Annotated in this window: 20 protein-coding genes, 2 tRNA genes and 1 pseudogene; 18 read left to right on the top strand and 5 right to left on the bottom strand. The window is 71.4% G+C overall.

All coding sequences use genetic code 11. The features are described 5' to 3' along the window. Positions 1-309: 309 nt before the first annotated feature. Positions 310-1398, bottom strand: a complete 1089-nt coding sequence (locus AB0M27_RS23830; RefSeq protein ID WP_365723886.1) for a M48 family metallopeptidase — start codon at positions 1396-1398, stop codon at positions 310-312. A 103-nt stretch (positions 1399-1501) separates the two neighbouring features. Between AB0M27_RS23830 and AB0M27_RS23835 the strand changes: the two genes are divergently transcribed. The 7 genes from AB0M27_RS23835 (at position 1502) to AB0M27_RS23865 (ending at position 5809) form a co-directional block, all read left to right on the top strand. Beyond that, positions 1502-1666 carry a hypothetical protein gene (locus AB0M27_RS23835; protein WP_351797790.1) on the top strand — a complete coding sequence of 55 codons (165 nt, stop codon included), beginning with the start codon at positions 1502-1504 and terminating at the stop codon, positions 1664-1666. Between the two features lie 120 nt (positions 1667-1786). Further along, the gene (locus tag AB0M27_RS23840; RefSeq protein ID WP_365723887.1) at positions 1787-1936 is read left to right on the top strand and encodes a hypothetical protein; all 150 of its coding nucleotides are present in this window, start codon (positions 1787-1789) and stop codon (positions 1934-1936) included. A 56-nt stretch (positions 1937-1992) separates the two neighbouring features. After that, positions 1993-2688: a nicotinate-nucleotide adenylyltransferase gene (nadD, locus tag AB0M27_RS23845; RefSeq protein ID WP_365723888.1), complete on the top strand. Its 696-nt coding sequence runs from the start codon at positions 1993-1995 to the stop codon at positions 2686-2688. Between the two features lie 16 nt (positions 2689-2704). After that, positions 2705-4429 (top strand): LCP family protein, encoded by a 1725-nt coding sequence (locus AB0M27_RS23850; RefSeq protein ID WP_365723889.1) that lies wholly within the window; start codon positions 2705-2707, stop codon positions 4427-4429. 102 nt (positions 4430-4531) lie between these two features. After that, positions 4532-4975 (top strand): ribosome silencing factor, encoded by a 444-nt coding sequence (gene rsfS, locus AB0M27_RS23855; protein ID WP_365723890.1) that lies wholly within the window; start codon positions 4532-4534, stop codon positions 4973-4975. Beyond that, a complete protein-coding gene (locus AB0M27_RS23860) occupies positions 4975-5643 on the top strand; it encodes a histidine phosphatase family protein (RefSeq protein WP_365723891.1) in 669 nt (222 codons plus the stop codon). The genes rsfS and AB0M27_RS23860 overlap by 1 nt, the downstream gene beginning before the upstream one ends. Before the next feature lie 93 nt (positions 5644-5736). Continuing rightward, positions 5737-5809, top strand: a tRNA-Ala gene (locus AB0M27_RS23865). 53 nt (positions 5810-5862) lie between these two features. On the opposite strand, the gene AB0M27_RS23870 is transcribed toward AB0M27_RS23865, so the two are convergent. After that, complete coding sequence (locus AB0M27_RS23870) at positions 5863-6825, bottom strand: helix-turn-helix transcriptional regulator (protein WP_365723892.1); 963 nt, start codon at positions 6823-6825, stop codon at positions 5863-5865. A 322-nt stretch (positions 6826-7147) separates the two neighbouring features. Between AB0M27_RS23870 and AB0M27_RS23875 the strand changes: the two genes are divergently transcribed. From AB0M27_RS23875 to AB0M27_RS23885, 3 genes are all read left to right on the top strand, one after another. Then, positions 7148-8512, top strand: a complete 1365-nt coding sequence (locus AB0M27_RS23875; RefSeq protein WP_365723944.1) for an MFS transporter — start codon at positions 7148-7150, stop codon at positions 8510-8512. 69 nt (positions 8513-8581) lie between these two features. After that, the gene (locus AB0M27_RS23880) at positions 8582-8755 is read left to right on the top strand and encodes a hypothetical protein (protein WP_351797802.1); all 174 of its coding nucleotides are present in this window, start codon (positions 8582-8584) and stop codon (positions 8753-8755) included. Between the two features lie 3 nt (positions 8756-8758). Further along, entirely contained in the window at positions 8759-8992 is a 234-nt protein-coding gene (locus AB0M27_RS23885) for a hypothetical protein (RefSeq protein WP_006136074.1), read from the top strand. On the opposite strand, the pseudogene AB0M27_RS23890 reads toward AB0M27_RS23885, so the two are convergent. After that, positions 8961-10191 (bottom strand): annotated as a pseudogene (locus AB0M27_RS23890) (glycosyltransferase 87 family protein). The gene AB0M27_RS23885 and the pseudogene AB0M27_RS23890 sit on opposite strands and share 32 nt — an antisense overlap. A gap of 103 nt (positions 10192-10294) precedes the next feature. On the opposite strand from AB0M27_RS23890, the gene AB0M27_RS23895 reads away from it, so the two are divergent. Further along, positions 10295-10367, top strand: a tRNA-Ala gene (locus AB0M27_RS23895). A 114-nt stretch (positions 10368-10481) separates the two neighbouring features. Here AB0M27_RS23895 and AB0M27_RS23900 read toward each other — a convergent pair. Beyond that, complete coding sequence (locus AB0M27_RS23900; protein ID WP_365723893.1) at positions 10482-12092, bottom strand: NADH-ubiquinone oxidoreductase-F iron-sulfur binding region domain-containing protein; 1611 nt, start codon at positions 12090-12092, stop codon at positions 10482-10484. Next, on the bottom strand, positions 12089-13366 hold the full coding sequence (locus AB0M27_RS23905; RefSeq protein WP_365723894.1) for a cytochrome b/b6 domain-containing protein: 1278 nt from the start codon (positions 13364-13366) through the stop codon (positions 12089-12091). Before AB0M27_RS23905 ends, AB0M27_RS23900 begins: the two co-directional genes overlap by 4 nt. A 429-nt stretch (positions 13367-13795) precedes the next feature. On the opposite strand from AB0M27_RS23905, the gene leuS reads away from it, so the two are divergent. The 7 genes from leuS (at position 13796) to AB0M27_RS23940 (ending at position 23981) form a co-directional block, all read left to right on the top strand. Further along, positions 13796-16675, top strand: coding sequence for a leucine--tRNA ligase (gene leuS / locus AB0M27_RS23910; protein WP_365723895.1), 2880 nt, complete (start codon positions 13796-13798; stop codon positions 16673-16675). A 141-nt stretch (positions 16676-16816) separates the two neighbouring features. Continuing rightward, a complete protein-coding gene (locus tag AB0M27_RS23915) occupies positions 16817-17548 on the top strand; it encodes a hypothetical protein (protein ID WP_365723896.1) in 732 nt (243 codons plus the stop codon). Between the two features lie 71 nt (positions 17549-17619). Continuing rightward, on the top strand, positions 17620-18465 hold the full coding sequence (locus AB0M27_RS23920; RefSeq protein WP_365723897.1) for a DegV family protein: 846 nt from the start codon (positions 17620-17622) through the stop codon (positions 18463-18465). Positions 18466-18661: 196 nt separating this feature from the next. Next, positions 18662-19801 carry a ComEA family DNA-binding protein gene (locus AB0M27_RS23925; RefSeq protein WP_365723945.1) on the top strand — a complete coding sequence of 380 codons (1140 nt, stop codon included), beginning with the start codon at positions 18662-18664 and terminating at the stop codon, positions 19799-19801. A 161-nt stretch (positions 19802-19962) separates the two neighbouring features. After that, positions 19963-22638: a ComEC/Rec2 family competence protein gene (locus tag AB0M27_RS23930; protein WP_365723898.1), complete on the top strand. Its 2676-nt coding sequence runs from the start codon at positions 19963-19965 to the stop codon at positions 22636-22638. Between the two features lie 27 nt (positions 22639-22665). Continuing rightward, positions 22666-23526, top strand: a complete 861-nt coding sequence (locus AB0M27_RS23935) for an arylamine N-acetyltransferase (protein ID WP_365723899.1) — start codon at positions 22666-22668, stop codon at positions 23524-23526. Positions 23527-23735: 209 nt separating this feature from the next. After that, on the top strand, positions 23736-23981 hold the full coding sequence (locus AB0M27_RS23940) for a hypothetical protein (protein WP_365723900.1): 246 nt from the start codon (positions 23736-23738) through the stop codon (positions 23979-23981). Positions 23982-24027: the final 46 nt, after the last annotated feature.

Below are 24027 nucleotides of genomic sequence, written 5' to 3' on the forward strand. Positions count from 1 at the left end.
GTTTTCCGGGTGGTCCGAGATGGACTCGTCGGGCCGAGGAGGGTTCGGCACCGCCGTATCCCGCCGCCGTGGATGGGCGCCGTTGCGGTGGGAAAGGACAGCTGGCCGCTGTGGGGGAGGCGGGTGGAAACGGAGAGCTGGTGCGGTTGGGGCGGGGGGAGAGAAGCCCGGGTGTCAGTGGGGCGGGGGGAGAGAAACCGGGTGTCAGTGGGGCGGGGGAGAGAAGCCGGGTGTCAGTGGGGCGGGGGAGAGAAGCCGGGTGTCAGTGGGGCGGGCGAGAGGAGACGGTGTCGGTCGGACGGGCTGGTGTCACCCCTCCTGAGGGGCGTCCGCCGGGCCTCCCTTTGCCGGGGGCGGGCTGCGGAAGCCGTCGAAGCCGCGGCGGACCCGGCCGCCGAGGTCGCCGGCGCCGCCCGTGAGGTCCGTGACCAGCTTCATCAGCGGGTCCTTGGAGGTCTTCACGTCGCTCGCGTAGCTGGCCGCCGATTCGCGGAAGGAGTCGCTGACCGAGGTGTCCTTGTCCTCGTCACGCCGCGGGTAGTGGCCGTCCATGATCCGCTGGAAGTCCCGGGACTCGGCCCACTTCTTCAGCTCGGCCGCACGGATCGTGGCGAAGGGGTGCGAGCGGGGCAGCACGTTCAGGATCTTCAGCACGGAGTCGCGCAGATCGCCCCCGGAGTCGTACTCCTCGGCCTGCTCCAGGAACGCGTCCACGTTCATCTCGTGCAGATGGTTGCCACCCGCGATCTTCATCAGGCCGCGCATCGAGGCCCGGACGTCCTGCCCCACCAGCAGCCCCGCCCGGTCCGCGGACAGCTCCGACTTGCGGAACCACTCCCTGAGCGCCGTAATGATCGCCATGATCGCGAAGTTGCCCAGCGGGATCCAGGCGACCTTCAGCGCGAGGCTGGTCAGGAACAGCAGGATCGTGCGGTACACCGAGTGACCGGACAGCGCGTGTCCCACCTCGTGCCCGACGACCGCCCGCATCTCCTCCTCGTCGAGGAGTTCCACGAGCCCCGTGGTGACCACGATGATCGGCTCGTCCAGGCCGATGCACATCGCGTTCGGCTGCGGGTCCTGGTTGACGTACATCGGCGGGACCTTCTCCAGGTCCAGGACGTAACAGGCGTCCAGCAGCATGTCGTGCAGATGCTGGAACTGCCGCTCGGAGACGCGCACCGAGTCGGACAGGAACAGCAGTCTCAGGCTCCGCTCGGGCAGCAGCCCGCTGAGCGCCTTGAAGACGGTGTCGAATCCGCTCAGCTTGCGCAGCGCGACCAGGGCGGAGCGGTCGGCCGGATGCTCGTAGGCACGCGAGGAGATCCCGGGGAAGCGCCTGCGCTGCCTGCTCGGCACGCGCTCGTGCCCCGTCTGCTGCTGGCCGTCGTCGGACATGTCTTCCCCCATGTGCTCGTGTGAGTACCACTGTGCCCCCGAAGCGGAGCCCAGCCTAGGCGGAGATACCGTGGACGGGCAGTACAGCCGAAGGAGTCCACTCATGGAGCACCACCCCGCAGCCGCCCGGCTGACCGAGGCCGCCGCGAGCGCCGTCCAGCAGCACGGGGCGGGGAATCTGCTCCGCATCGTCCTGATCGTGATGATCCTGGGCTGTGTACTGACCGCCTGGTTCCTGCTCCGCGGCTACAAGCGGAAAGACGACTGACAGCGCGCGAAAGTTCCCCGCCCGGCCCGAACGGTGGAGTCGGCGTGATCGCCGAGGGGGCGCCCGCATACGATGAGCCGAGATCTTTATCCCGCCCACACGCGTTAGGTCCTGCCGAAGATGAGCCTTCCCAGCACCGCAGCCCAGTTGGTCACCCTTGCCGAGGGCGGCCACCACAACAGCCTCAACCCGGCGGTCACCGGCGGCAGCGCCCTCGCCATCCTGCTGCTCCTGCTGTGGATCACCACCCGCTTCAACCGCGACCGCTGAGCCGGGACCCCGTCCCCGGCCGGACGCCAGAGGCCGGGCCGGTAGGGTCTGCACGCATGGGAGAGCAGGACATGCCTACCGGTCCGGACTACGAGACCGCCGACGACACGGTCAAGCACCCGCAGTACCGGCAGCACCGGCCGGGCCACGGCCCCGCCCACACGGGCAAGCGGCGCCTGGGCGTCATGGGCGGCACCTTCGACCCGATCCACCACGGGCACCTGGTGGCGGCCAGCGAGGTCGCCGCGCAGTTCCAGCTGGACGAGGTGGTGTTCGTGCCCACCGGCCAGCCGTGGCAGAAGTCCCACCGCAAGGTCTCCCCGGCCGAGGACCGCTATCTGATGACGGTCATCGCCACCGCCGAGAACCCGCAGTTCTCCGTCAGCCGCATCGACATCGACCGCGGTGGCGCCACCTACACCGTGGACACCCTGCGCGACCTGCGCGCTCTCAACCCCGAGACGGACCTGTTCTTCATCACCGGCGCCGACGCCCTCGCGCAGCTGCTGACCTGGCGGGACAGCGAGGAACTGTTCTCCCTCGCGCACTTCATCGGCGTCACCCGGCCCGGCCACCATCTGACCGACCCCGGTCTGCCGGAAGGCGGCGTCTCGCTCGTCGAGGTACCGGCGCTGGCCATCTCCTCCACGGACTGCCGTGCGAGAGTCGCCAAGGGAGAACCCATCTGGTACATGGTGCCGGACGGAGTCGTGCGCTACATCGACAAGCGCGAGCTGTACCGCGGCGAGTGAGCCGAGAGGGGCACCGGTGAACGACCGATACGACGCGGGTGACGGCGGCTACGGCGCCGGCCCGTACGAAATCGTCGGCTACGACGAGTACGGCCGGCCCATGTACCGGCAGGTCCCGGCACAGCAGGCACCGCAGGCTCAGCAGGCGACCTACGACCCGTACGCCCAGCAGCAGGGCTACGGCTACGACCCGTACGCCACCGGCCAGCAGCCGCCGGTGAACTCCTACGACCCCGGCCGGCCCGCACCCGGGTACGACCCCTACGGCTCCCAGGCCCCGTACGACCCCTACGGCACCGGCACCCAGCACCCCGCCGGCCACGACCCCTACGGGCGGGCCGCGAACAGCGGACAGCAGCCCCGGGTCACCGAGCAGACCGCCCACATCCCGCAGCAGGCCGGCCCGGCGCAGCGCTCGCACGCCCCGGCGGAGTCCGAGCGGCCGCACGACGACGGCGACCGGGACTACCACACCGAACAGTTCGCCTTCGTCGAGGAGCCGGACGGCAACTCCGAGGACGTCATCGACTGGCTGAAGTTCACCGAGAACCGCACCGAGCGCCGCGAGGAGGCCCGCCGCCGCGCCCGCAGCCGGATCATCGCCCTCCTCGTCGTCCTCGCCCTCGTCGCCGTCGGCGGCGTCGGCTATCTCTGGTACGCCGGAAAGCTGCCGGGCCTGTCCTCCTCCGCCTCCAAGCCCGGTGCGGCCACTCCTGTCGGCGCCCAGAAACGCGACGTGATCGTCGTCCACCTGCACAACACCGGCAAGGGCGGCACCTCCACGGCGCTGCTGGTCGACAACACCACCACCAAGCAGGGCAGCACCGTGCTGCTGCCCAACTCCCTCGCCCTGAGCGGCGACGACGGCTCCACCACCACCCTCGCCAAGTCGGTGGACGACGACGGCTCCTCCGGCACCCGCGACCAGCTCGACACCGTCCTCGGCACCGACATCCAGGGCACCTGGCGCCTGGACACCCCTTACCTGCAGAACCTGGTCGACCTGGTCGGCAACATCGACATCGACACCAACACCGACGTGCCCGACCCGGACACCAAGAAGAAGGGTGCCGAACCCCTCGTCCACAAGGGCAGCGACCAGACCCTCAGCGGCAAGATGGCCGTCGCCTACGCCACCTACCGCGCCGCCGGCGAGGCCCAGAACGCCCAGCTGGAGCGGTTCGGCCAGGTCATGCAGGGTGTGCTGCGCAAGATGTCCTCCGACCCCGCGGCGGCCACGACGACCGTGCAGACCCTTGCGCAGATCCTCGACCCGCCGCTCACCGACAAGGACCTCGGCGCCTTCCTCGCCAAGCTCGCCGACCTCGCCAAGAGCGGCGCCTACAAGACCGCCCTGCTGCCCGTGCAGGCCGACGGCACCCTGAGCGCGAAGACCAGCGACAGCGTGGTGAAGGACATCCTCGGCGGCACCGCCAAGAGCCCCGACGCCGGCTCCGCGGTCCGGGTCTCCGTACAGAACGCCACCGGGGTGAAGGACGACTCGGAGAAGGCCCGCGTGGTGCTGCTCAACGGCGGCTTCACCTTCCTGGAGGGCGGCACCGCCTCCGGCGCGCAGGCCACCTCGAAGGTGCTCTACTCGGACGCCTCCCACAAGTCGGACGCCACTGAGGTCGCCAAGACCCTCGGCCTGCCCGCCGGCTCCGTGGCCAAGGGCACGGTGTCCTCCGGTGCCGACGTCTCGGTCGTCCTCGGCCAGGACTACAAGCCCGCCGGTTCCTGACCGGGTCCCGGCCACCCCACGTGCCACCGTAATCACGTGGGGTGCGCCGGGCGGTCCGTGAGACCCTTGAGATCCAGTGACCGCCGACCGGAAAGCTTCGTAGTGACCGCCACCGACCGTTCCCTTGATCTCATCAACACCGCCGCCCAGGCGGCGGCCGACAAGCTCGCCCACGACGTCATCGCCTACGACGTCAGCGACGTGCTGTCGATCACGGACGCCTTCCTGCTGGCCTCCGCGCCGAACGACCGCCAGGTCAGGGCCATCGTCGACGAGATCGAGGAGCGCCTGCTGAAGGAACTCGGCGCCAAGCCGGTGCGCCGCGAGGGCGACCGCGAGTCCCGCTGGATCCTGCTCGACTACGTCGACATCGTCGTGCACGTCCAGCACAGCGAGGAGCGGGTCTTCTACGCCCTGGAGCGGCTGTGGAAGGACTGCCCCGAGCTGGAGCTGCCCGCCGACGCCAAGGCCACCCGCGGCAAGGCGGAGGAGCACGCGAAGCTGCAGGCCGTCGAGGCCGAGCAGGAGCCGGGCAGGGAGTGGTGATGAGCGCCACCGGCGAGGTGACCGACCGCAAGAACCGCGGCCGCCGCATCATCCTGTGGCGGCACGGCCAGACCGCCTGGAACGTCGAGCGCCGCTTCCAGGGCAGCACGGATGTCGAGCTGACCGAGACCGGCATCGGCCAGGCCCGGCGCGCCGCCCGGCTGCTCGCTTCCCTGGGCCCGGACGCGATCATCTCCTCGGACCTGCAGCGGGCGGCGAACACGGCCGCCGAGCTCGCCGCCCTCACCGGCCTCGACATCACCCGCGAGGAAGGCCTGCGCGAGACCTACGCGGGCGTCTGGCAGGGGCTGACGCACGAGGAGATCATCGCCCGCTACGGCGAGGAGTACGCCGCCTGGAAGCGCGGCGAGGCGGTCCGCCGTGGCGGCGGCGAACTGGAGACCGAGGTCGCCGACCGCGCGGCGCCCGTCGTACTGCGGCACCTCGAGAAGCTGCCCGAGGACGGCACCCTCGTCGTCGTCAGCCACGGTGGCACCATCCGCACCACGATCGGCCGGCTGCTCGGCCTGGAAGCCGGGTACTGGGAGAGCCTCGGCGGCCTCTCCAACTGCTGCTGGTCCGTGCTCGGTGAGGGCGCCCGCGGCTGGCGCCTGTTGGAGCACAACGCCGGCACCCTCCCGGAGCCGGTCCTCGGCGACGACGACTGAGCGTCCGGAGGCTCGCGGACCCCGGATTTCACTTTCCGGCAGGTCACAGGCTAAAGTTCTTCTTGTTCGCCCCGCCGAGCGGGAAGAACCCGAGGGGCTATAGCTCAGTTGGTAGAGCGCCTGCATGGCATGCAGGAGGTCAGGAGTTCAATTCTCCTTAGCTCCACTGATCGACACTCTGTTGAGTTGTCAAAGATCGGTGTTGAAGGTCCCGTCCCCTCAGGGGGCGGGATTTTCTGTTGTGTATGCCGGCGGCCACAGCCGCTCTCTTCGCTCCCGCAGCAACGTGACCTTCTCGCGTGACTCCTCGTCCTCCGGGGTGTAGGCGACGATCCGGCACTCGGGCATCCCGTCGATGGACAGGGACTGCGAGGTCATCCGCATGTCGCCCACCGCCGCGTGACGGAACGTCTTCACCCGAGGGCCCGGTGGTATCACCTCACCGCTCGCCCACAGCTGCGCGAACCAGGGGCTCGCCGCGGACAGCGCGCGTATGTACTCCTCCCAGGCCGGCTCGCCCACGTGTCTGCCGTAGGCCGACCGCAGCGTCGCCACCATCACCGGCAGCTCGCGCTCCCGGTGCATCACCGGACAGTCCTCGTCCGCCACCGTGAACAGCGTCCACAGCGCGTTCGGCACGCCGATCCCGCGGGCCTTCTGCACCGCGAACAGGTCACGGTAGGCCGGGTTGGCGGCCAGGATGTCGTACCGCGAGTTGTAGACCACCGCCAGCAGGGGATCGAGGGCGTCGATGATGCCTTGCACCTCGGGGGCGACCCGGCGGGCCAGGGCACCTGGCTCCGCCTCGAACGGCACCTCCGCCAGCCGGTACAGATGCTCCCGCTCCGGCGCGTCCAGCCGCAGCGTGCGGGCGACCGCGTCCAGCACCTGCGGCGAAGCGTTGATCGGCCGGCCCTGCTCCAGCCACGTGTACCAGGTCACACCAACCCCGGAGAGCTGGGCGACCTCCTCCCGGCGCAGCCCGGGTGTGCGCCGGCGCAGGCCCGGTGGCATCCCCACGTCGGCCGGTGTCACCCGCGCCCGCCTGCTGCGCAGGAAGGCAGCCAGCTCCGGCCTGCGGCGCTGAGTGCTCGCCGGCCGGGGCGTCTTCGCCGTCCGCGCCCTGTTCGCCGTCCTCGTCGTCTGCGTGGTGTTCGTCGTGTTGCTCGTGCTCGTCGTCATCGTGCGACCCTCGTCATCGCCCGCCATCCCGTCGTCCCCCGTCATCCCCGTCCTCATCGTCGGCACCCGGACCCGGCCCTGCCAGGTGCTGGCAGTACCAGCATCGCCAGGCTCTCGGCACCGGTACCGGACCGTCGTCACGCTCGGTGCCATGACGACGACATCCCGAACCGGGCCGGGCAACGCGCCCGCTGCGAACCCTGCGATCAGTGAAGCACCCGCCACTGACAGTGACCCCTCGATCGCCGACGGTCCCGCATCACCCGTCACCGACAGTGAAGCACCCCGCACTGACAACCGGCCCCGGCTGCTGCTCGCGGTCCTGCTCACCGCCCTGTTCATGGCGGCCCTCGACGTCTTCATCGTGAACGTCGCCGCTCCCACCATCGGTTCCGAACTCCGTGCCTCGGGCGCCGACCTGCAGCTGGTCGTCGCCGGCTACGCCATCTCCTACTCCGTGCTGCTGATCACCGGCGCCCGGCTCGGCGACCGGCTCGGCCATGGTCGGGTCCACCTCGCCGGCGTCGCCCTGTTCACCGTGGCCTCGCTCGCCTGCGGTCTGGCGCAGGGGGCGACCGAACTGATCGCCTTCCGGCTGGTGCAGGGCGCCGGTTCGGCGCTGGCCATCCCGCAGGTGCTCAGCCTGATCCAGCGCACCTTCACCGGCGAGGCCCGGGCCCGGGCGCTCGGCGCCTATTCCACGGTCCTCGCCGTCGGCGCGGCGGCCGGGCAGATCGCGGGCGGTGTGCTCGTCAGCGCCGATCTGTTCGGCACCGGCTGGCGGCCGGTGTTCCTCGTCAACGTGCCGGTGGGCGCCGTGCTGGTCGTACTCGGCCGCCGGGTACTGCCGCTGGGCGGCGCGAGCGGGAGGGGGCGGGGCCGTGCGCTCGACCTGCCCGGACTGGTGCTGCTGGGCGCGGCCGTGTCGATGCTGACGGTGCCGCTGGTGCTCGGGCAGGAGGAGGACTGGCCGCTGTGGTCCTGGCTGTCACTGGCCGGCGCGGTGGTGCTGTTCGCGCTGTTCTGCGGGTACGAGACCCGGCTGGCCCGGCGCGGCGGCGCCCCGCTGATCGCGCCCCGGGTGCTGCGCCACCCCGGCATCGGCCTGGCCGTCTTCCGCATCCTCGCCGTGATGTCGGTCAACGCGGGCTTCCTCTTCGCACTGACCCTGCACATCCAGGGCGGCCTCGGCTACAGCGCGCTGCGGGCCGGCCTGAGCTTCGCCCCGACCGCCGGCGTCTTCGGTATCGTCAGCCTGACGTGGCGGAGGTGGCCCGCCGGGCTGCAGCGGGCGCTGGCCGCGGCCGGGTTCGCGCTGACCGCGGCGTCCGTGGCCGTCGTGGGGCTGGCCTTGCGCGGGGGTGGCGACGGGGGAGCGGTTCTGTACGCCGGGTACACCGGCTTGGGTGCCGGACTGGCGTTCGCCTTCAGTCCGACGCTCACCGGCGCGCTCGCCACCGTGCGGCCCGAGGACGCGGCGGACGCCAGCGGTCTGCTGGCGACGGTCACCCAGCTAGGCCAGCTGATCGGGGTGGCGTCTTTCGGCACACTGTTCCTGAACCGGCTTGAGTCATTCGGTGTTCTGCGCTCGTATACCTCTGCGGAGGCGTTCTCGGTGTGTGCCTGGGCGCTGGCCTCAGCGGCTGCGGCGGGCGCCGTGTCCGGACTGGTACTGAGGCGTCGCTGACCGTATTGCTCCGGCCGTGGCAGAATCAAACGGCCGGAAGGGGGCGCGGCCCGACGGGAGGGAGTAGCGATGCCTGCGAGCATCCTTGAGGAGGGCGGCCACCTCCTCGGTGCGGCGTTGATACGGGACACGACCACCCGGCTGAGCTGCCCTTCCTGTGGTTCCGCGCATGTCGCCCAGGTTCTCGGCGACAACGGCGGAATCTCCTACGTGTGCACGGCCTGCGGCCACTGCTGGAGCTGATCGATGGGTGCACACAGGCGAAAGTGCGACTGGTGTGGGAGCGGTACGCCGATCGTCCGTGACATGGAGCCGATCAATCCCGACTACCAGTACTGGTGCGAGGAATGCGCGCGGGCGCTGATCATAAAAGGTGACCCGATCGAGACGTACCGGGAATTGGAGGGCGAGCCGATCTACGGCCGCCTTCTGGAAGAGCACTGCACACTCAAGCGGTTCTACTCCTTCGTGACCGCCTGATACCGGGCGCGCCGCTGTCGCGTTTTGGTGACGAGGTCCGGGTCAGCACGAGGAACAGCGCCCCGGCTGCCGCGTAGAGGGCCGAAAGCGTCAATTCCAGGGCTCCCTGGTGCAGTTCGGGCCGCCCGGTTCCGTGCGGCACCCACCAGGGGACGTACGAACAGAAGACCAGCAGCGTGCCCGGGGCCGCTGCTCCGTGTCCGTGTTTCCACAGCAGCAGTACGAGTGGCACACACCACACCCAGTGATGGGTCCACGACACTGGGCTGATGAGCAGCGCGGTGACCGCGCAGGCGCACACCGCCCGGTCCCGCGCGCAACTCCGCCGCCACGGCGGCCGCGAGACCCAGAGCGGCCACGACGGCCGCCGAGGCGGCCCAGAGGGCTCCCGGGGCCGGCGTGTGCAGAACGCGCGCCAGAACGCCGCGCAGGGCCTGGTTGGCCGTGTCCTCGGCAAGACCGGCCCGGCCCGCGCGGAACACCGTGTCCGTCCAGAACCGCCATGAGTCGTACGGCAGGACGGCCGCCGCCACCAGGGTCGCGGCGGCGAACGCGACGGCCGCCCCGCGCGCGTGCCGCAACCATGGCGTCGCGTCCCCGCCTCGCAGGCGGGCTGCAGCACCCGTCACGAGCAGGAACACCGGGAACAGCGGGCGTCGGTTTGACCGCCGCCGCCAGCCCCAGACCCGCTCCTGTCCAGCGGTCGTAGCCGCCGGCGGGGCGGCGGGTCAGGTCCCACAGCACCAGGACGGCCAGCAGCAGATTGATCTGGCCGTAGCGCAGGGTCGTCCACACCGGCTCGCACCACACGGCCGGCGCCGCGATCCACCAGACGGCATCCACACGCGCGTAGCCGACGAGTTTCAGCGACAGCCGTACGAAGACCACCAGCAGCGCGAGGTTCCCCGCCGTCGCCAGCACGCGCAGTGGCGCGGTGTCCAGCAGGGTCAGCGGTGTGAAGAGCAGAGCGGCGAACGGCGGGTAGGTGGTGGGCAGGTGCGCGGCCGTCGCGCATAGAGGTCGCCGCCGACGCGCACGGTGGCGCCCTCGGCCCGGTAGACCATCAGATCGATCATCGACACGTGCGCGGCCCGCTGTGCGGCCCAGAACACCGCGAAGGAGGCCAGGCACACGCCCAGTCCGACGGGCACCTGGCGATGGGCTGCGGACGACGCGATCACGCTCACAAAACCAGACATTAATAACCGTATCGGTGTGAAGTTGAAATCGATTTGGCGCCGCGTCCCCGGACCTGTAATGTTTACGTCGTCGCCGGGGGAGCCGGGCGAAACAACAAAACAAGGGGCTATAGCTCAGTTGGTAGAGCGCCTGCATGGCATGCAGGAGGTCAGGAGTTCAATTCTCCTTAGCTCCACAGAAGTCGAAGGCGGATCATCCCGACGGATGGTCCGCCTTCGGCGTGTTGCGTCCGGAGAGTCGCAGTCGAACGAAGGGGCGTCACCCGACCCGGGTGACGCCCTTCGTGTACTCAGCGGCCGAGAGCGCGCCGGCCGCGGCCCTGGGAGACGACCGGAAGGTTGCGCGACGGCGCCTGCCCGCGCGTGTCCTCCTCGATGCGCAGGGCGAGCGCCGGGCAGCGGCGCACCGCGCGCAGCGCCTTCGCCTCCGCGTACCGCGGCACCTGCGCCTGGGCGACGGTCGGGAAACCGTCGGCGCCGAGTTCGAACACCTCCGGGAGGATGTCGGCGCACAGTCCGTGGCCCCGGCACAGCGTCCAGTCGACGTAGATCTTCTGACGGCTCGCGCCGGTCTCCTCGGGCTCTCCGCCGCCCGGGATGCCCGTAGGGGCCCTGCCTCCCTCGAAGAGCGGCAGAACGCCCTCAACGGGCCGTCCGCAGCCGTTTCCGAGCACATGCGCGGCCAGGTCGTCGGTGAACGCCTTGATGGTCGACTCCAGGAACATCGCCGAGCCGTCCGGATGCGAACACGCGCCACGGCGCTTGACGTTCTTCGCGACCTGTTTCAGCGCTTCCAGGGCGGCCGGACCGCCGCCGTTGAGGATGTCCTCCATGCCGCGCGCGGCGGCCGGAAGTCCGAGGTAGCAGGGCCCGCACTGGCCCGCGCTCTCCTCGGCCAGCCACTGCGCCACCCGCAGCGACTCGCCCAGTGGGCAGGTCTCCTGGCTGATCGGCAGGATCGCGCCCGCGCCCAGCGAACCACCCACCGCGTCCAGCGAGTTGCGGGAGACGATCGCCTCGTCGACGGTCGCCGCGTCGATCCACTTGCCGTGGTAGCCGCCGGTCAGCACGCCCTGCGGCACCGGCGGGGCACCCGCCAGCTGCAGCACGTAACGCAGCGGCACGCCCGTGGGGACCTCGATCACCATCGGGCGGGCGACCGCACCGGACACGGTGAGCATGACGGTGCCCGGCTCGTCGTACAGGCCGGTGTTGCCGTAGCGCTCGGGGCCGATGCGGGCGGCGATGGCCAGCTGCGCGAACGTCTCCGCGTTGGACAGCAGCGTGGGCGCGCCGCCGACACCGCTCTGCGAGGCGCTGATCTTGCGGCCGGGCGGGATCGCCGGGCCGCCGTCGACCGAGCGGATCAGCGAGGCGGCGGCGCCGGTGACCATCCGCACCGGGTTGCGCTGCACCCACGCGCGTAGCGCCGATCTACGGCTGTTGCTCAGCCCGCGTTCGGCGAGCGCGGCCTCCATGGAGCGCTGCGTCGACTCGCGCGTGACGCCGACCACGAGCGTCCGCGCCCCGAGCGCCTCCGCGCACAGCAGCGCGCCGTCCAGGATCAGATGCGGGGCGCGGTTGATCAGCACCGTGTCCTTGCGGCAGGCCGGTTCGTCCTCGCTGCCGTTGACCACGACGACCGGCCGCACCCCGCGCTTGATCGCCGACTCGGCGACCGAGCGCAGTTTCTTGTGGAAGGGGAAGCCCGCGCCGCCGCGGCCCCTGAGGTTGATGCCTTCGGCGAGCTGCGCGAGCTGCTCGCCGCCGAGCGGGTCGAGCGGCCCGTGCACCTTCAGGTGCATGGGCAGGTCGAGCCGTTCCACAAGGTCGAAGCCCGACGTGAGCTGCGGAAGTCCGACCACGCGGACTTCTGGGACGTCGGGCAGGGCCTCGTTCACTTAAAGCCTCCGGACGGCGTGTTCCAAGGTTCGCCCGATCCCGGAGTGTCGTAGGACGCGCCGGGCAGCGTTTCGGTAGCGGGACCGCTGTTGTACGTGTCACCGGCCTTGTACGTGCCATAGAGGCCGTTTGTCTCACCGGTGTCGTACATGTCACTTCCGCTGTATGCAGCGGTGCCCGAATTGCCGTAGACCGGAATGGTCTGCCCAGTGTCCTGGAGCGGGTCGTACGCGGATGGCGGGGCCTCGCCGACCGGCGGCGGGGACGGGATCGGCCAGCTGCCCGAGGTGCTGGAGCCGCCGTCCACGCGCGGCATGGCCTCCGTGGCCTGCATGTCCAGCGGCAGGTCCATGCGTGCGGTCTGGCCGGCCGGATACGACGGTCGGGAGCGGCCCGGCGTGGAGACGGCGCGGTAGGCGGCCGCGAAGCCCGACGCGGGTTCCGCCGCGGGGGCGGCGGGGGACTGGTACAGCGGCGCGGAAGGGGCGGCGGCCGCCCTGGGCTCGCGCCGGCCCTCGAAGCCCGCCGGGGCCGGCTCGGCCGCCCGGGAACGGCTCGCGTCCAGCTCCTCGAGTCCCGGCCGCTCCGAGCTGCCGAACAGCGCCACCAGCCGGTCGGCGACCCGGCGCTTGACCGGGCGCGGGGCGGCGCGCAGGGCGAGGGCGGCCATCACACCCAGCAGTGACAGGCCGTAGGAGATCACGAAGAACGGCTTGGCCGCGCGACCCGCGTACAGTCCGTGGATCAGCGCGGCGCACCAGGCCGGGTAGGCGAGCATGTGCATGGCGCGCCAGCGGGCGGCGACCGGGGCCGGGGTGGCGAAATTGCTGCGCAGGGCGCCGGTGACGCCCACGAAGATCATCAGCAGGCCCGCCAGCGAACCCAGTCCGATCAGGCCGCCGATTCCCGTGACGCCGAGCGAGAACGGAATGACCGCGGCGATCGCCTTCGTGTGGCCGAGTGCGACCTTTGTGGTGATGTGCAGCAGCAGGAACGCGATCGAGGCCACCCCGAGCGTGCGGTGCACCGCCTGGCCGACGATCCGCTGCCGGATGTTCAGGAAGATCCGGTCCTGTGCGAACAGGCCCCAGATCACCGAGCAGCTGAGCGAGACCAGGGACAACACACCCGCGCCGAAGTTCAGGAAGTCGCGGAACTGGTTGCCTCCGGCCAGCACGACCACGGGTATGAGCAGCAGGACGACAGCCGATGCCACCCCATAGGCCGAGCGGCCAGGTTTGGGGAGGGAGCTGGTACTACGACGAGGGTTCATGGGGGCAACTCCGAGCAGTTTCGGGAAGGCGGTCCCGCTGCCGAACTCTAAGTGGCGCCATACCGATCAGTACGGGGGTTTGAGTTATTGCGTTGTTATCAACGGACAGTGCGACTGAGGCGATGTCCCTTAGCGGACGGTACGCGAAGTAATCGTTGACCTTGGTTCAGCTCCCCTTGTGGTCCTGGCATGTCCACATGGAATACGGAAGCGGATCGCGGCTTGCTCAAGGCCGTCGCCGTCGCCGCTCGCTCAAGGCCTGCGGTACCCTAGCGCCATGCGTGCCGTACGCCTTCTGCTTAGCGGGCCGCGCTGATCAGTACCGACCCCGGGTCGAACCGTGAGGTCGGCATCGGCGCGGCGTCCCCTCCTGTGCGAGGGGCTTTTTCATTTCCGCAGGCAGAGACGATCGATGGAGCTTTGAGGATCATGAGCGAGACGAACCCCGCTGCCGCCGCCACGTCGGCTGAGGCCGCGCCGCACCGCTACACGGCCGCCATGGCAGCCGAGATCGAGGCACGCTGGCAGGACTTCTGGGACGCCGACGGCACGTACGCGGCGCCGAACCCCAGGGGCGACCTGGCGGGCGACCCCGAGCTGGTCGCCAAGCCCAAGAAGTTCATCATGGACATGTTCCCGTACCCCTCGGGTGCGGGCCTGCACGTCGGCCATCCGCTGGGCTACATCGCCACCGACGTCTTCGCCCGGTTCCAGCGCATGACCGGCCACAACGTCCTGCACACCCTGGGCTTCGACGCCTTCGGCCTGCCCGCCGAGCAGTACGCCGTGCAGACCGGTACGCACCCGCGCGTGTCCACCGAGGCCAACATCGAGAACATGAAGGCCCAGCTGCGCCGGCTGGGCCTGGGCCACGACAAGCGCCGGTCCTTCGCCACGATCGACCCGGACTACTACAAGTGGACCCAGTGGATCTTCCTGCAGATCTTCAACTCCTGGTACGACGACGAGGCGAAGCAGGCCCGCCCCATCTCCGAGCTGATCGCACGGTTCGAGTCCGGTGAGCGTGCCATTCCGGGCACCACGCGCGCGTGGAGCGAGCTGAACGCCGGCGAGCGCGCCGACGTCCTGGGCGAGTACCGCCTGGCCTACGCCTCCGACGCGCCGGTCAACTGGTGCCCGGGCCTGGGCACCGTGCTGGCCAACGAGGAGGTCACCGCCGACGGTCGCTCCGAGCGCGGCAACTACCCGGTCTTCAAGGCCAAGCTGCGCCAGTGGAACATGCGCATCACCGCCTACGCCGACCGGCTGCTGGAGGACCTGGAGGCGCTGGACTGGCCCGAGGCCATCAAGCTGCAGCAGCGCAACTGGATCGGCCGCAGCGAGGGCGCCCGCGTCGACTTCCCGATCGACGGCGAGCACATCACGATCTTCACCACCCGCCAGGACACCCTGTTCGGCGCGACCTACATGGTGCTGGCGCCCGAGCACCCGCTGGTCGAGAAGTTCACCCCCGAGGCCTGGCCCGAGGGCACGCACGAGGTGTGGACCGGCGGACACGCCACCCCGGCCGACGCCGTCGCCGCCTACCGCGCGCAGGCCGCCTCGAAGTCCGACGTCGAGCGCCAGGCCGAGGCCAAGGACAAGACCGGCGTCTTCACCGGCGCGTTCGCGACCAACCCGGTCAACGGCGAGCAGATCCCCGTCTTCATCGCCGACTACGTACTGATGGGCTACGGCACCGGCGCGATCATGGCCGTCCCGGCGCACGACACCCGTGACTTCGCCTTCGCGCGCGCCTTCGAGCTGCCGATCCGCTGCGTGGTCGAGCCGACCGACGGCCGCGGCACCGACACCGTGTCCTGGGACGACGCCTTCGTCTCGTACGACGCGACGCTGGTCAACTCCGCGAGCGACGAGGTCTCCCTGGACGGCCTGGGCGTCGTCGAGGCCAAGGCCCGCATCACCGGATGGCTGCAGGACAAGGGCATCGGCGAGGGCACCGTCAACTTCCGCCTGCGCGACTGGCTGTTCAGCCGCCAGCGCTACTGGGGCGAGCCCTTCCCGATCGTCTACGACGAGGACGGCGTCGCCCACGCGCTGCCCGAGTCGATGCTGCCGCTGGAGCTGCCCGAGGTCGAGGACTACAGCCCGCGCACCTTCGACCCGGACGACGCTGACACCCAGCCCGAGACCCCGCTGTCGCGCAACGAGGAGTGGGTCAACGTCACCCTGGACCTGGGCGACGGGCCGAAGAAGTACCGCCGCGAGACCAACACCATGCCCAACTGGGCGGGTTCCTGCTGGTACGAGTTCCGCTACCTGGACCCGCACAACGAGCGGCAGCTGGTCGACCCCGAGATCGAGCAGTACTGGATGGGCCCGCGCGAGGGCCAGCCGCACGGCGGTGTCGACCTGTACGTCGGCGGCGCTGAGCACGCCGTGCTGCACCTGCTGTACGCGCGCTTCTGGTCCAAGGTGCTGTACGACCTGGGGCACGTGTCGTCGGCCGAGCCGTTCCACAGGCTGTTCAACCAGGGCATGATCCAGGCCTACGTCTACCGCGACAGCCGTGGCATCGCGGTGCCGGCCGCCGAGGTCGAGGAGCTGGACGGCGCGTACTACTACCAGGGCGAGAAGGTCACCCGTCTGCTGGGCAAGATGGGCAAGTCCCTGAAGAACGCGGTGACCCCGGACGAGATCTGCGCCGAGTACGGCGCCGACACCCTGCGCCTGTACGAGATGGCGATGGGTCCGCTGGACGTGTCCCGGCCGTGGGACACGCGCGCGGTGGTCGGCCAGTTCCGGCTGCTGCAGCGGCTGTGGCGCAACATCGTCGACGAGGCGACGGGTGAGGTCACCGTCACCGACGCCGAGCCCGACGAGGAGACCCTGCGCGCCCTGCACAAGGCGATCGACGGTGTCCGCCAGGACCTGGAGGGCCTGCGCTTCAACACCGCCATCGCCAAGGTCACCGAGCTGAACAACCACCTGACCAAGGCCGGCGCCGCGGTGCCGCGTTCGGTGGCCGAGCCGCTGGTGCTGATGGTCGCCCCGCTGGCCCCGCACATCGCCGAGGAGCTGTGGCGCAAGCTGGGCCGCACCGACTCGGTCGTCCACCAGGACTTCCCGGTCGCCGACCCGGAGTACGTCGTGGACGAGACCGTGACCTGCGTCGTGCAGATCAAGGGCAAGGTCAAGGCCCGTCTGGAGGTGCCGCCGGCCATCTCCGAGGAGGAGCTGGAGAATGTGGCGCTGGCCGACGAGAAGGTCGTCGCGGCGCTGGGCGGCGCGGGCATCCGCAAGGTGATCGTCCGGGCGCCGAAGCTGGTGAACATCGTTCCGGCGTGACCGCCAGGCCACCGGAGCGGGCAGTCTCGGGGTACTCCCCTACGGGCAGGTTCGGGGTTTTTCTGGAACTCCGGGCCTGCCCGCTGCGTTTACCGTGGAAAGCGCAGCGGTGTGTGCCGCACCTGCCGGAGGAGGAGCGTCGTGGAAGCAGTGATCGCCGTGTTCGCCCTGCTTTTCGTGCTCTTCGTCGGCCTGGGCGCGTACGCCACCGTCAAGGCGGTCGGCGCCGCCAAGCGCGGGGTGGACCGGACGATCGAGCAGGCCCGCCGCACCGTCGAGGACCACACGCTGCGCGCCAAGTCGTTCGTCCAGATCGGCCCGGCCGCCGAGATCGCGCAGCTGAGACTCGCGTTGCGCACCTCCATGCGTGCCACCCAGGACGCCCTGCGCGCGGGCGTGGCCGAGGACGAGTCGCTGAAGGAGTCCCTCGGCCTCTTCGAGCGGCTCAGTGCACACGGGCACGAGCTGGACGCCGACCTCAGACGGCTGGAGTCGGAGCCGGACCGGGCCGAGCTCGGCGCACGGCTGCCCGAGCTGCGCAGCCGCACCGAACGCGTCACCAAGTCCGCGGACTCACTGCGCTGGGCGGTCCGCGACCGGGCGCGCCGCTTCGTCGACGACGATCTGGGCGCGCTCAGCGACCAGATAGACATCGAGGCCGACGCCCTGCGCCACTGGACACCGGCCGGTCCCGGACCGGCGCAGGGAACGCAGCCCGACGCATCCGCCGCGTCCACATCCGGCGGCCCGGCGGCCCTGCACGCCCGCTCGCGTACGTCCGCCGAGGATCAGGCACGTCAGGCGATCACCCCGCCGTCGCCGCGTCTCACCCCTCCCTGGCAGAAGAAGCCGCGCCCCGAGAACACCACCTGACCCGGCCGCTCCCGCCCCCACCTTGGGGGCCGGGCTGCCGCACGAGCACTACGGCAGGTAACCTCCAGCTCATGTCCCGCCATGTCGCGATCGTCACCGATTCAACGGCCTACCTGCCGCCGCGGACGATGGAGCGTCACGGCATCACCGCGGTGCCCCTGACCGTGGTCCTCGGCGACCAGGCACTCGAAGAGGGCACCGAGATCTCGACCCGCTCCCTGGCCCAGGCGCTGCAGAAGCGGCGTCCCGTCACCACCTCGCGCCCGAGCCCCGAGACGTTCGCGGAAACCTACCGCAGGATCGCCGAGTCCGGCGCGAGCGGCATCGTCTCGCTGCATCTGTCCGCCGAGCTGTCGGGCACTTACGACGCGGCGGTCCTCGCGGCCCGCGAGGCGCCGGTGCCGGTACGGGTGGTGGACACCGGGATGGTCGCGATGGCCCTCGGCTTCTGCGCGCTCGCCGCAGCCGAGGCGGCCGGAGCCGGCGGCACGGCGGACGAGGCCGTCACGGCCGCCGAGAAGCGCGCCGCGGGCACGTCCGCCTACTTCTACGTCGACACTCTCGACTATCTGCGCCGTGGCGGCCGCATCGGAGCCGCACAGGCCCTGCTCGGTTCCGCACTCGCCGTCAAACCCCTGCTCCAGCTGGACGGCGGCCGCATCGAACTGCTCGAGAAGGTCCGCACGGCGTCCAAGGCCATCGCGCGTCTGGAGGAGATCGCCGCCGAGCGGGCGGGCGATGCCGAGGTCGACATCGCCGTCCATCACCTCGCCGCCCCCGACCGTGCCGCCGCGCTCGCCGTCCGGCTGCGGGAACGGGTACCGGGCCTGGCCGACCTCCATGTCAGCGAGGTCGGGGCGGTGATCGGGGCACACACCGGTCCCGGGCTGCTCGGAGCGGTGATCTCACCTCGCTGAGCCAGTCATTCGTACGGGTGGCGGAGTTATCCACAACGGGGCTTTTGTTCACGGGAATTGACCAAGATCATCGCGAATCGGCGGGATGTCCCATCCTCGTCGCATGGCTCTTCGATCACCTTCCCGCACAGCGACTCCGACCAGTGGCCCCGGCCGTGGCCCCACCTCCGACGGCCGCATCCGCCACCGCCGTGGCATCGACCGCGGCCGTGCCCGCCACCGCCCGCCGGCGCCGGCCGAGGAACTGCGCCGCCGAGCGGAACTCCTCTTCGGTGAACGAGCCGTGCGACGGCGGGAGTCGGGGAACGGCCCGCCGGACGGGGAGGGGACCGCCGGCCCGGCGACCACGATGGCGACCGAGGCGGCGACCGGGGCGACGACCGAGGCGACGACGGAGGTGGCTGCGGCATCGGTCACGGGTCGGGCGCCCGGGCTGAGCCCGGCGAGGGCGAAGACGGCCACGGTCGTGCCTGCGCCGACCGAGCCATCGCACGCCGTGCCGGCCGGCGGGCCGACACCGATGCCGACTTCGGTACCGAACCCGACTTACGCCCCGGAACCACCCGGGGATGTAAACCCGTTGGGGCTACCCGGCCCCGTACGCCCCGGCTGGTGGGGGCGGCTTGGGCCGGCGTTGCGGGAGCGGATGCCGGTGTGGTTGCAGGCGCGGTGCGGGGTGGAGCGGCGGGGAGTCGTGGCGCTCGCCGTGGTGCTCCTGGCGGCCGCGGTGTTCGCCGTGCAGCACTTCTGGGCCGGGCGGACCGAGTCCGTGAGCGCGCCTCAAGTGGTGCGCGCGCAGGCGCCTTACGCCAAGTCGGACACGCACTACACCAAGAAGGAAGACGACGGGAAGGCCGCCGGTGCGGGTGCGGGCGGTTCGGCGACGCCGGGCGGGCAGATCGTCGTGGATGTCAGCGGCAAGGTCCGCCACCCGGGGATCCAGCGGTTGCCGGCGGGTTCCCGGGTGGCCGACGCGCTGCGGGTGGCGGGCGGTGTCCGTCCCGGCGTGAGCATCGAAGGGCTCAACCGGGCCCGCTTCCTGGTCGACGGCGAACAGGTCGTCGTCGGCGCGCCCGCCGGGGCGGTGCCTCCCCCCGGCCCGTCGACCGGGCCCGCCTCCGGAGCGGCCGGCACGGGCCCCGCGGCGCCCGTCTCCCTCAACACGGCCACGGCGGACCAGCTCGACGCGCTGCCGGGAGTCGGCCCGGTCCTCGCTCAGCACATCATCGACTACCGGAGCCAGCACGGCGGTTTCCGCTCGGTGGACGAACTACGCGAGGTCAACGGCATCGGCGACCGCCGCTTCAGCGATCTGCGGAACCTGGTACGGCCATGAGCCGCTCGATCGTCGACGGGCCGCCGAGGCGCGGGAGGACCGGCGTACTCGCGCATGCCCGGCGGAGAGGCGAGCGGTCAGGAGACCCCGAGGCCAGCGGCGCCGTAGTCCGTGACACCGGGGAAGACGGGACCGCCGCTCGCGGCGATCGGGCGGGGCCCATGGACCTGCGTCTGGTGCCGCCCGCGCTCGCGGCCTGGGGCACGGCGGCCCTGACGCTGGACACCCCGGCGGGCTGGACGGCCGGGATCGCGATCGTCTGCCTGGTTGGCGGGCTCGCCCTGTTGGCGGCGCGGAGCGCCCCACAGCCTGCACAGTCCGTACCGGCCGGACAGGTCACGCGGAGAGCGCAGGCCGGGCGGCCGCGCGGGCGATTCGCATGGGCCCGCGCTTCGATCGCCGCCGTGCTGCTGTGCGTCGCCGCGGCGGCCGCCTCTGCCGGACTGCACGGGGCGGACCTGCGGCGCGGGCCGGTACCCGAGCTGGCCCGGCGGTACGCGACCGTGACCGCCGACGTCGAGGTGAGCGGCGACCCCTGGCTGAGCCGGCCACGGGTGCGCGGCGATCATGCCGCGCCGCCGGCCGTACTGGCCCGGGCGGAGGTGCGGCGCGTCGAACAGAGCGACGGGACGAGTGTGCGGACGCGGACTCCGGTGCTGTTGGTCGTCGACGCGGATGTTCCGGCACCGCGAGGAACGGCAGCTCGCAACGGCGGCTCTCCGGCAGAGGGTGACGCGGCGCGATCCACTGGCCTGGGCGCGGGGGCTGCGCGGGGTTCGCAAGGCGACCACGGTGAGCAGGGCGCGAGGGGCGCGCAGGACAAGCCGGGTGCGTGGGGCAGGCAGGGTGCTCGTGATGCCTGGCTCGGGTTGTTGCCGTCCACGCGGCTGCGGGTCGGCGGACGGCTGGCGCCCGCGCTGGCGGGTGGGGAGCGAACCGCGGCTGTGCTGCGGGTGCGTGGCCGGCCGGGGCCGCGGATCGTGGCGGGGCCCAGTGGGCCGCAACGGTTCGCGGGACGGCTCAGGGCCGGGCTGCGGGAGGCCACCGACGGTCTGCCGGAGGACGCGCGGGCGCTCCTTCCCGGGCTGGTCGTCGGGGACACCGCACGGATCACGCCCGAACTGGACGAGGCGTTCAAGGAGACGGACCTGGCGCACACGCTCGCCGTGTCCGGCAGCAACCTCACCGTCCTGCTGGCGCTGCTCATCGGGCCGCCCGGACTGGCCCGGCTGGTCGAACGCCGAGGTCTCGCCCCGCGCCTCGGGCTCTCGCTGCGGACGACCGCGCTGCTCGCCGGAGTGCTCACGCTGGGATTCGTGGTCGTGTGCCGGCCCGACCCCAGTGTGCTGCGGGCCGCCGCCTGTGGTGCGGTCGCGCTGCTGGCCCTGGCCACCGGGCGCCGCAGATCCCTGATCCCGGCACTGGCCACGGCCGTTCTGCTGCTGGTGCTCTACGACCCGTGGCTGGCCCGCAGTTACGGCTTCCTGCTCTCCGCGCTGGCCACCGGCGCGCTGCTCGTCCTGGCACCGGGCTGGAGCGAGGCGCTGCGGCGGCGCCGGGTGCCGCCGAGGCTCGCGGAGGCGCTGGCAGCGGCTGCCGCGGCACAGGCGGTGTGCGCCCCGGTCACGGCGGTGCTGTCGGCGCGGGTGAGCCTGGTGGCGGTGCCGTGCAATCTGCTGGCCGAGGTGGCGGTGGCACCGGCCACCGTGCTGGGGTTCACGGCGCTCATGACGGCTCCGGTGGCGACGGCGCCGGCCAAGGCGCTGGCCTGGTGTGCGAGTTGGCCCGCCGAGTGGATCGCCGGTGTGGCCCGGACGGGGGCGGCGCTGCCCGGCGCGGGAGTGGACTGGCCGGGGAGCTGGCCGGGAGCGCTGCTGCTTGCGGCGGTCACTGTCGCCGTCGTCCTGGCCGGGCGGCGGCTCACCCGGCATCCGTGGTGGTGCGGGCTGCTCGGGGTGCTGCTCCTGCTGGCGGTGGTGCGGCCGGCGCCGCTGACCCGGGTGATCACGGGCTGGCCGCCGCCGGGGTGGCGGTTCGCGATGTGCGATGTCGGACAGGGCGACGCGACCGTACTGGCGGCGGGCGACGGTGCCGGGGTGGTCGTGGACGCCGGCCCCGATCCGGCGCTGGTCGACCACTGTCTGCGGCAGCTGGGCATCACGCGCATCCCGCTTCTCGTCCTGACCCACTTCCACGCCGACCATGTGGCGGGACTGCCCGGGGTGCTGCGGGGCCGTTCGGTGGCCGCGATCGAGACCACGGGCTATGAGGAGCCCGCCGACCAGGCCGAGTTCGTCAGAAGGGAGGCGGCGGCGCGGCACATCCCGGTCACACGGGCCGTAGCAGGAGAGGAACGGCGTGTCGGGGCGCTGGCCTGGCGGGTCCTGTGGCCCCCACCGAGCATCCGGCCGCCCTGGGACACCCAGACCCCGGCCTGGCCGGGCCCGGTGCCCGAGCCCGACGGTCCGAACGACGCCAGCGTCGCGATGCTGGTGCGCTCGGGCGGGCTGCGGCTGCTGTTGCTGGGCGACCTCGAACCGCCGGCCCAGCAGGCGTTGGCGCGGTCACCGGCGGCGGCCGAGCTGGCCGGTGTGGACGTCTTGAAGGTGGCCCATCACGGCTCGGCCTATCAGGACCCGGGGCTGATGCGGCTCGCGGCTCCCCGGGTGGCGCTCATCTCGTGCGGCGCCGACAACCCCTATGGCCACCCGGCGCCGGCGACCGTGGCAGCGCTGCGGGAGGGCGGGGCGCTGGTGCTGCGCACCGACCGGGACGGGGAGCTCGCGGTCGGTGGGACGGGAGGGACGGGCGGGGAGGTGCGGGTGGCGAGAGACTGAGGACCGGGTGTTCGCCAGACTGGGTCCATGAACTCAAGCCAGGTCGAGGCCTATCTCCGCCGGATCGGGGCAGAGCACCCGCGGCTGCCCACCGGCCGGGCGCTGCGCGAGCTGCAGGTGCGCCATCTGCGGACCGTCCCTTTCGAAAACCTGTCGATCCACCTCGGCGAGGAGATCGTGCTGGAGGAGGAGCGGCTGCTGGACAAGGTGATCGGACGCGGGCGGGGTGGCTTCTGCTACGAACTGAACGGCGCCTTCGGCGCGTTGCTCGCCGCGCTCGGCTACGAGGTCGAGCTGCTCGCGGCACGCGTGTACGGCGACGAGGGGCGGCTCGGCATCCCGTACGACCATCTCGCCCTGCGGGTGCGGACGGTGGAGGGGGAGACCTGGCTCGCGGACGTGGGGTTCGGCGCGCACAGCCACTACCCGCTGAGATACGCGGAACGCGAGGAGCAGGTGGACCCGGCCGGCGTGTTCCGGGTGGTGGCGGCCGGGCCGGATGCGGCCGGGGTGAGCGGCGGCGGCTCGGCCGGTTCCGGGGACCTGGACGTCGTACGGGACGGCAGGCCGCAGTACCGGCTGGAGACGCGGCCCCGCGTGCTCGGGGACTTCGCGGCCGGGGCCTGGTGGCACAGCACCTCGCCGCTGTCGCATTTCACCCGGTCACTGGTCTGCTCACGGGTCACCGAGGACGGAGGGAGGATCACACTCAGCGGGCGGGAACTGAAGACGACGGCCGGCGACGGTACGTGCGGAACGCGGGAGTTGGAGACGGACGAGGAGGTGCTGACGGCGTACCGGGAGCGGTTCGGGATCGAGCTGGACCGTGTGCCGACTGTGCGGAACCGGAACCCGAACCTGAACCCGAACCTGAACCTGACTTCGTAATTCGGTCCAGATCCGGCGCTTGTACAGGATTCCCGCGATGTGGGCCCGTGTTGTCTCGAATGCCGCATCGGTGAGCGTCGGACCGAGCATCCGGGTCGACCTCGGCGTGCAGCTCGTGCCGAAGGCCTGACGCACCTGCCGTGCCCGCGGCCTGACCTGCGCGGTACGGGGCCGTCCCGGTCTTGCGTACGGTGCCGGAGAATGGGCCCGTGAGCGATGTGAGACACGTGCTGGTGCTGCCCGACCGGGGTGCCGCCGAGGAGGTGGCCGAGGTGCTCGGGGAGCGGTTCGGGCTGGACGAGGAGCCCCGGATCGTCCGGGACGCGCTGGCCGGCGAGGACGACGCCGAGGACGCGCAGTGGCTGGTGGTCCTGCGGGACGAGGACGGGCGGCTGGACCCGGCGGAGCTGGACGAGTTCGCCGGGCAGTGGGACGGCTGGCGCGAGGAGCCGTGACCCCGAGGTGGGACTCCGGGTCCGCTCCGGGACCGCTCAGGGTGCC

Source organism: Streptomyces sp. NPDC052107, assembly GCF_040680215.1.
In the GTDB taxonomy this organism is placed as follows: Bacteria; Actinomycetota; Actinomycetes; order Streptomycetales; family Streptomycetaceae; genus Streptomyces.

What these genes read in the sequence shown, in the direction of transcription:
- AB0M27_RS23930 (WP_365723898.1), top strand. Translation starts at nt 19,963, where the DNA reads ATGGACCTGCGTCTGGTGCCGCCCGCGCTCGCGGCCTGGGGCACGGCG.
- AB0M27_RS23885 (WP_006136074.1), top strand. Translation starts at nt 8,759, where the DNA reads ATGGGTGCACACAGGCGAAAGTGCGACTGGTGTGGGAGCGGTACGCCG.
- AB0M27_RS23830 (WP_365723886.1), bottom strand. Translation starts at nt 1,398, where the DNA reads ATGTCCGACGACGGCCAGCAGCAGACGGGGCACGAGCGCGTGCCGAGC.
- leuS (WP_365723895.1), top strand. Translation starts at nt 13,796, where the DNA reads ATGAGCGAGACGAACCCCGCTGCCGCCGCCACGTCGGCTGAGGCCGCG.
- AB0M27_RS23880 (WP_351797802.1), top strand. Translation starts at nt 8,582, where the DNA reads ATGCCTGCGAGCATCCTTGAGGAGGGCGGCCACCTCCTCGGTGCGGCG.
- nadD (WP_365723888.1), top strand. Translation starts at nt 1,993, where the DNA reads ATGGGAGAGCAGGACATGCCTACCGGTCCGGACTACGAGACCGCCGAC.
- AB0M27_RS23905 (WP_365723894.1), bottom strand. Translation starts at nt 13,366, where the DNA reads ATGAACCCTCGTCGTAGTACCAGCTCCCTCCCCAAACCTGGCCGCTCG.
- AB0M27_RS23870 (WP_365723892.1), bottom strand. Translation starts at nt 6,825, where the DNA reads ATGACGACGAGCACGAGCAACACGACGAACACCACGCAGACGACGAGG.
- AB0M27_RS23860 (WP_365723891.1), top strand. Translation starts at nt 4,975, where the DNA reads ATGAGCGCCACCGGCGAGGTGACCGACCGCAAGAACCGCGGCCGCCGC.
- AB0M27_RS23835 (WP_351797790.1), top strand. Translation starts at nt 1,502, where the DNA reads ATGGAGCACCACCCCGCAGCCGCCCGGCTGACCGAGGCCGCCGCGAGC.
- AB0M27_RS23935 (WP_365723899.1), top strand. Translation starts at nt 22,666, where the DNA reads ATGAACTCAAGCCAGGTCGAGGCCTATCTCCGCCGGATCGGGGCAGAG.
- AB0M27_RS23840 (WP_365723887.1), top strand. Translation starts at nt 1,787, where the DNA reads ATGAGCCTTCCCAGCACCGCAGCCCAGTTGGTCACCCTTGCCGAGGGC.
- AB0M27_RS23920 (WP_365723897.1), top strand. Translation starts at nt 17,620, where the DNA reads ATGTCCCGCCATGTCGCGATCGTCACCGATTCAACGGCCTACCTGCCG.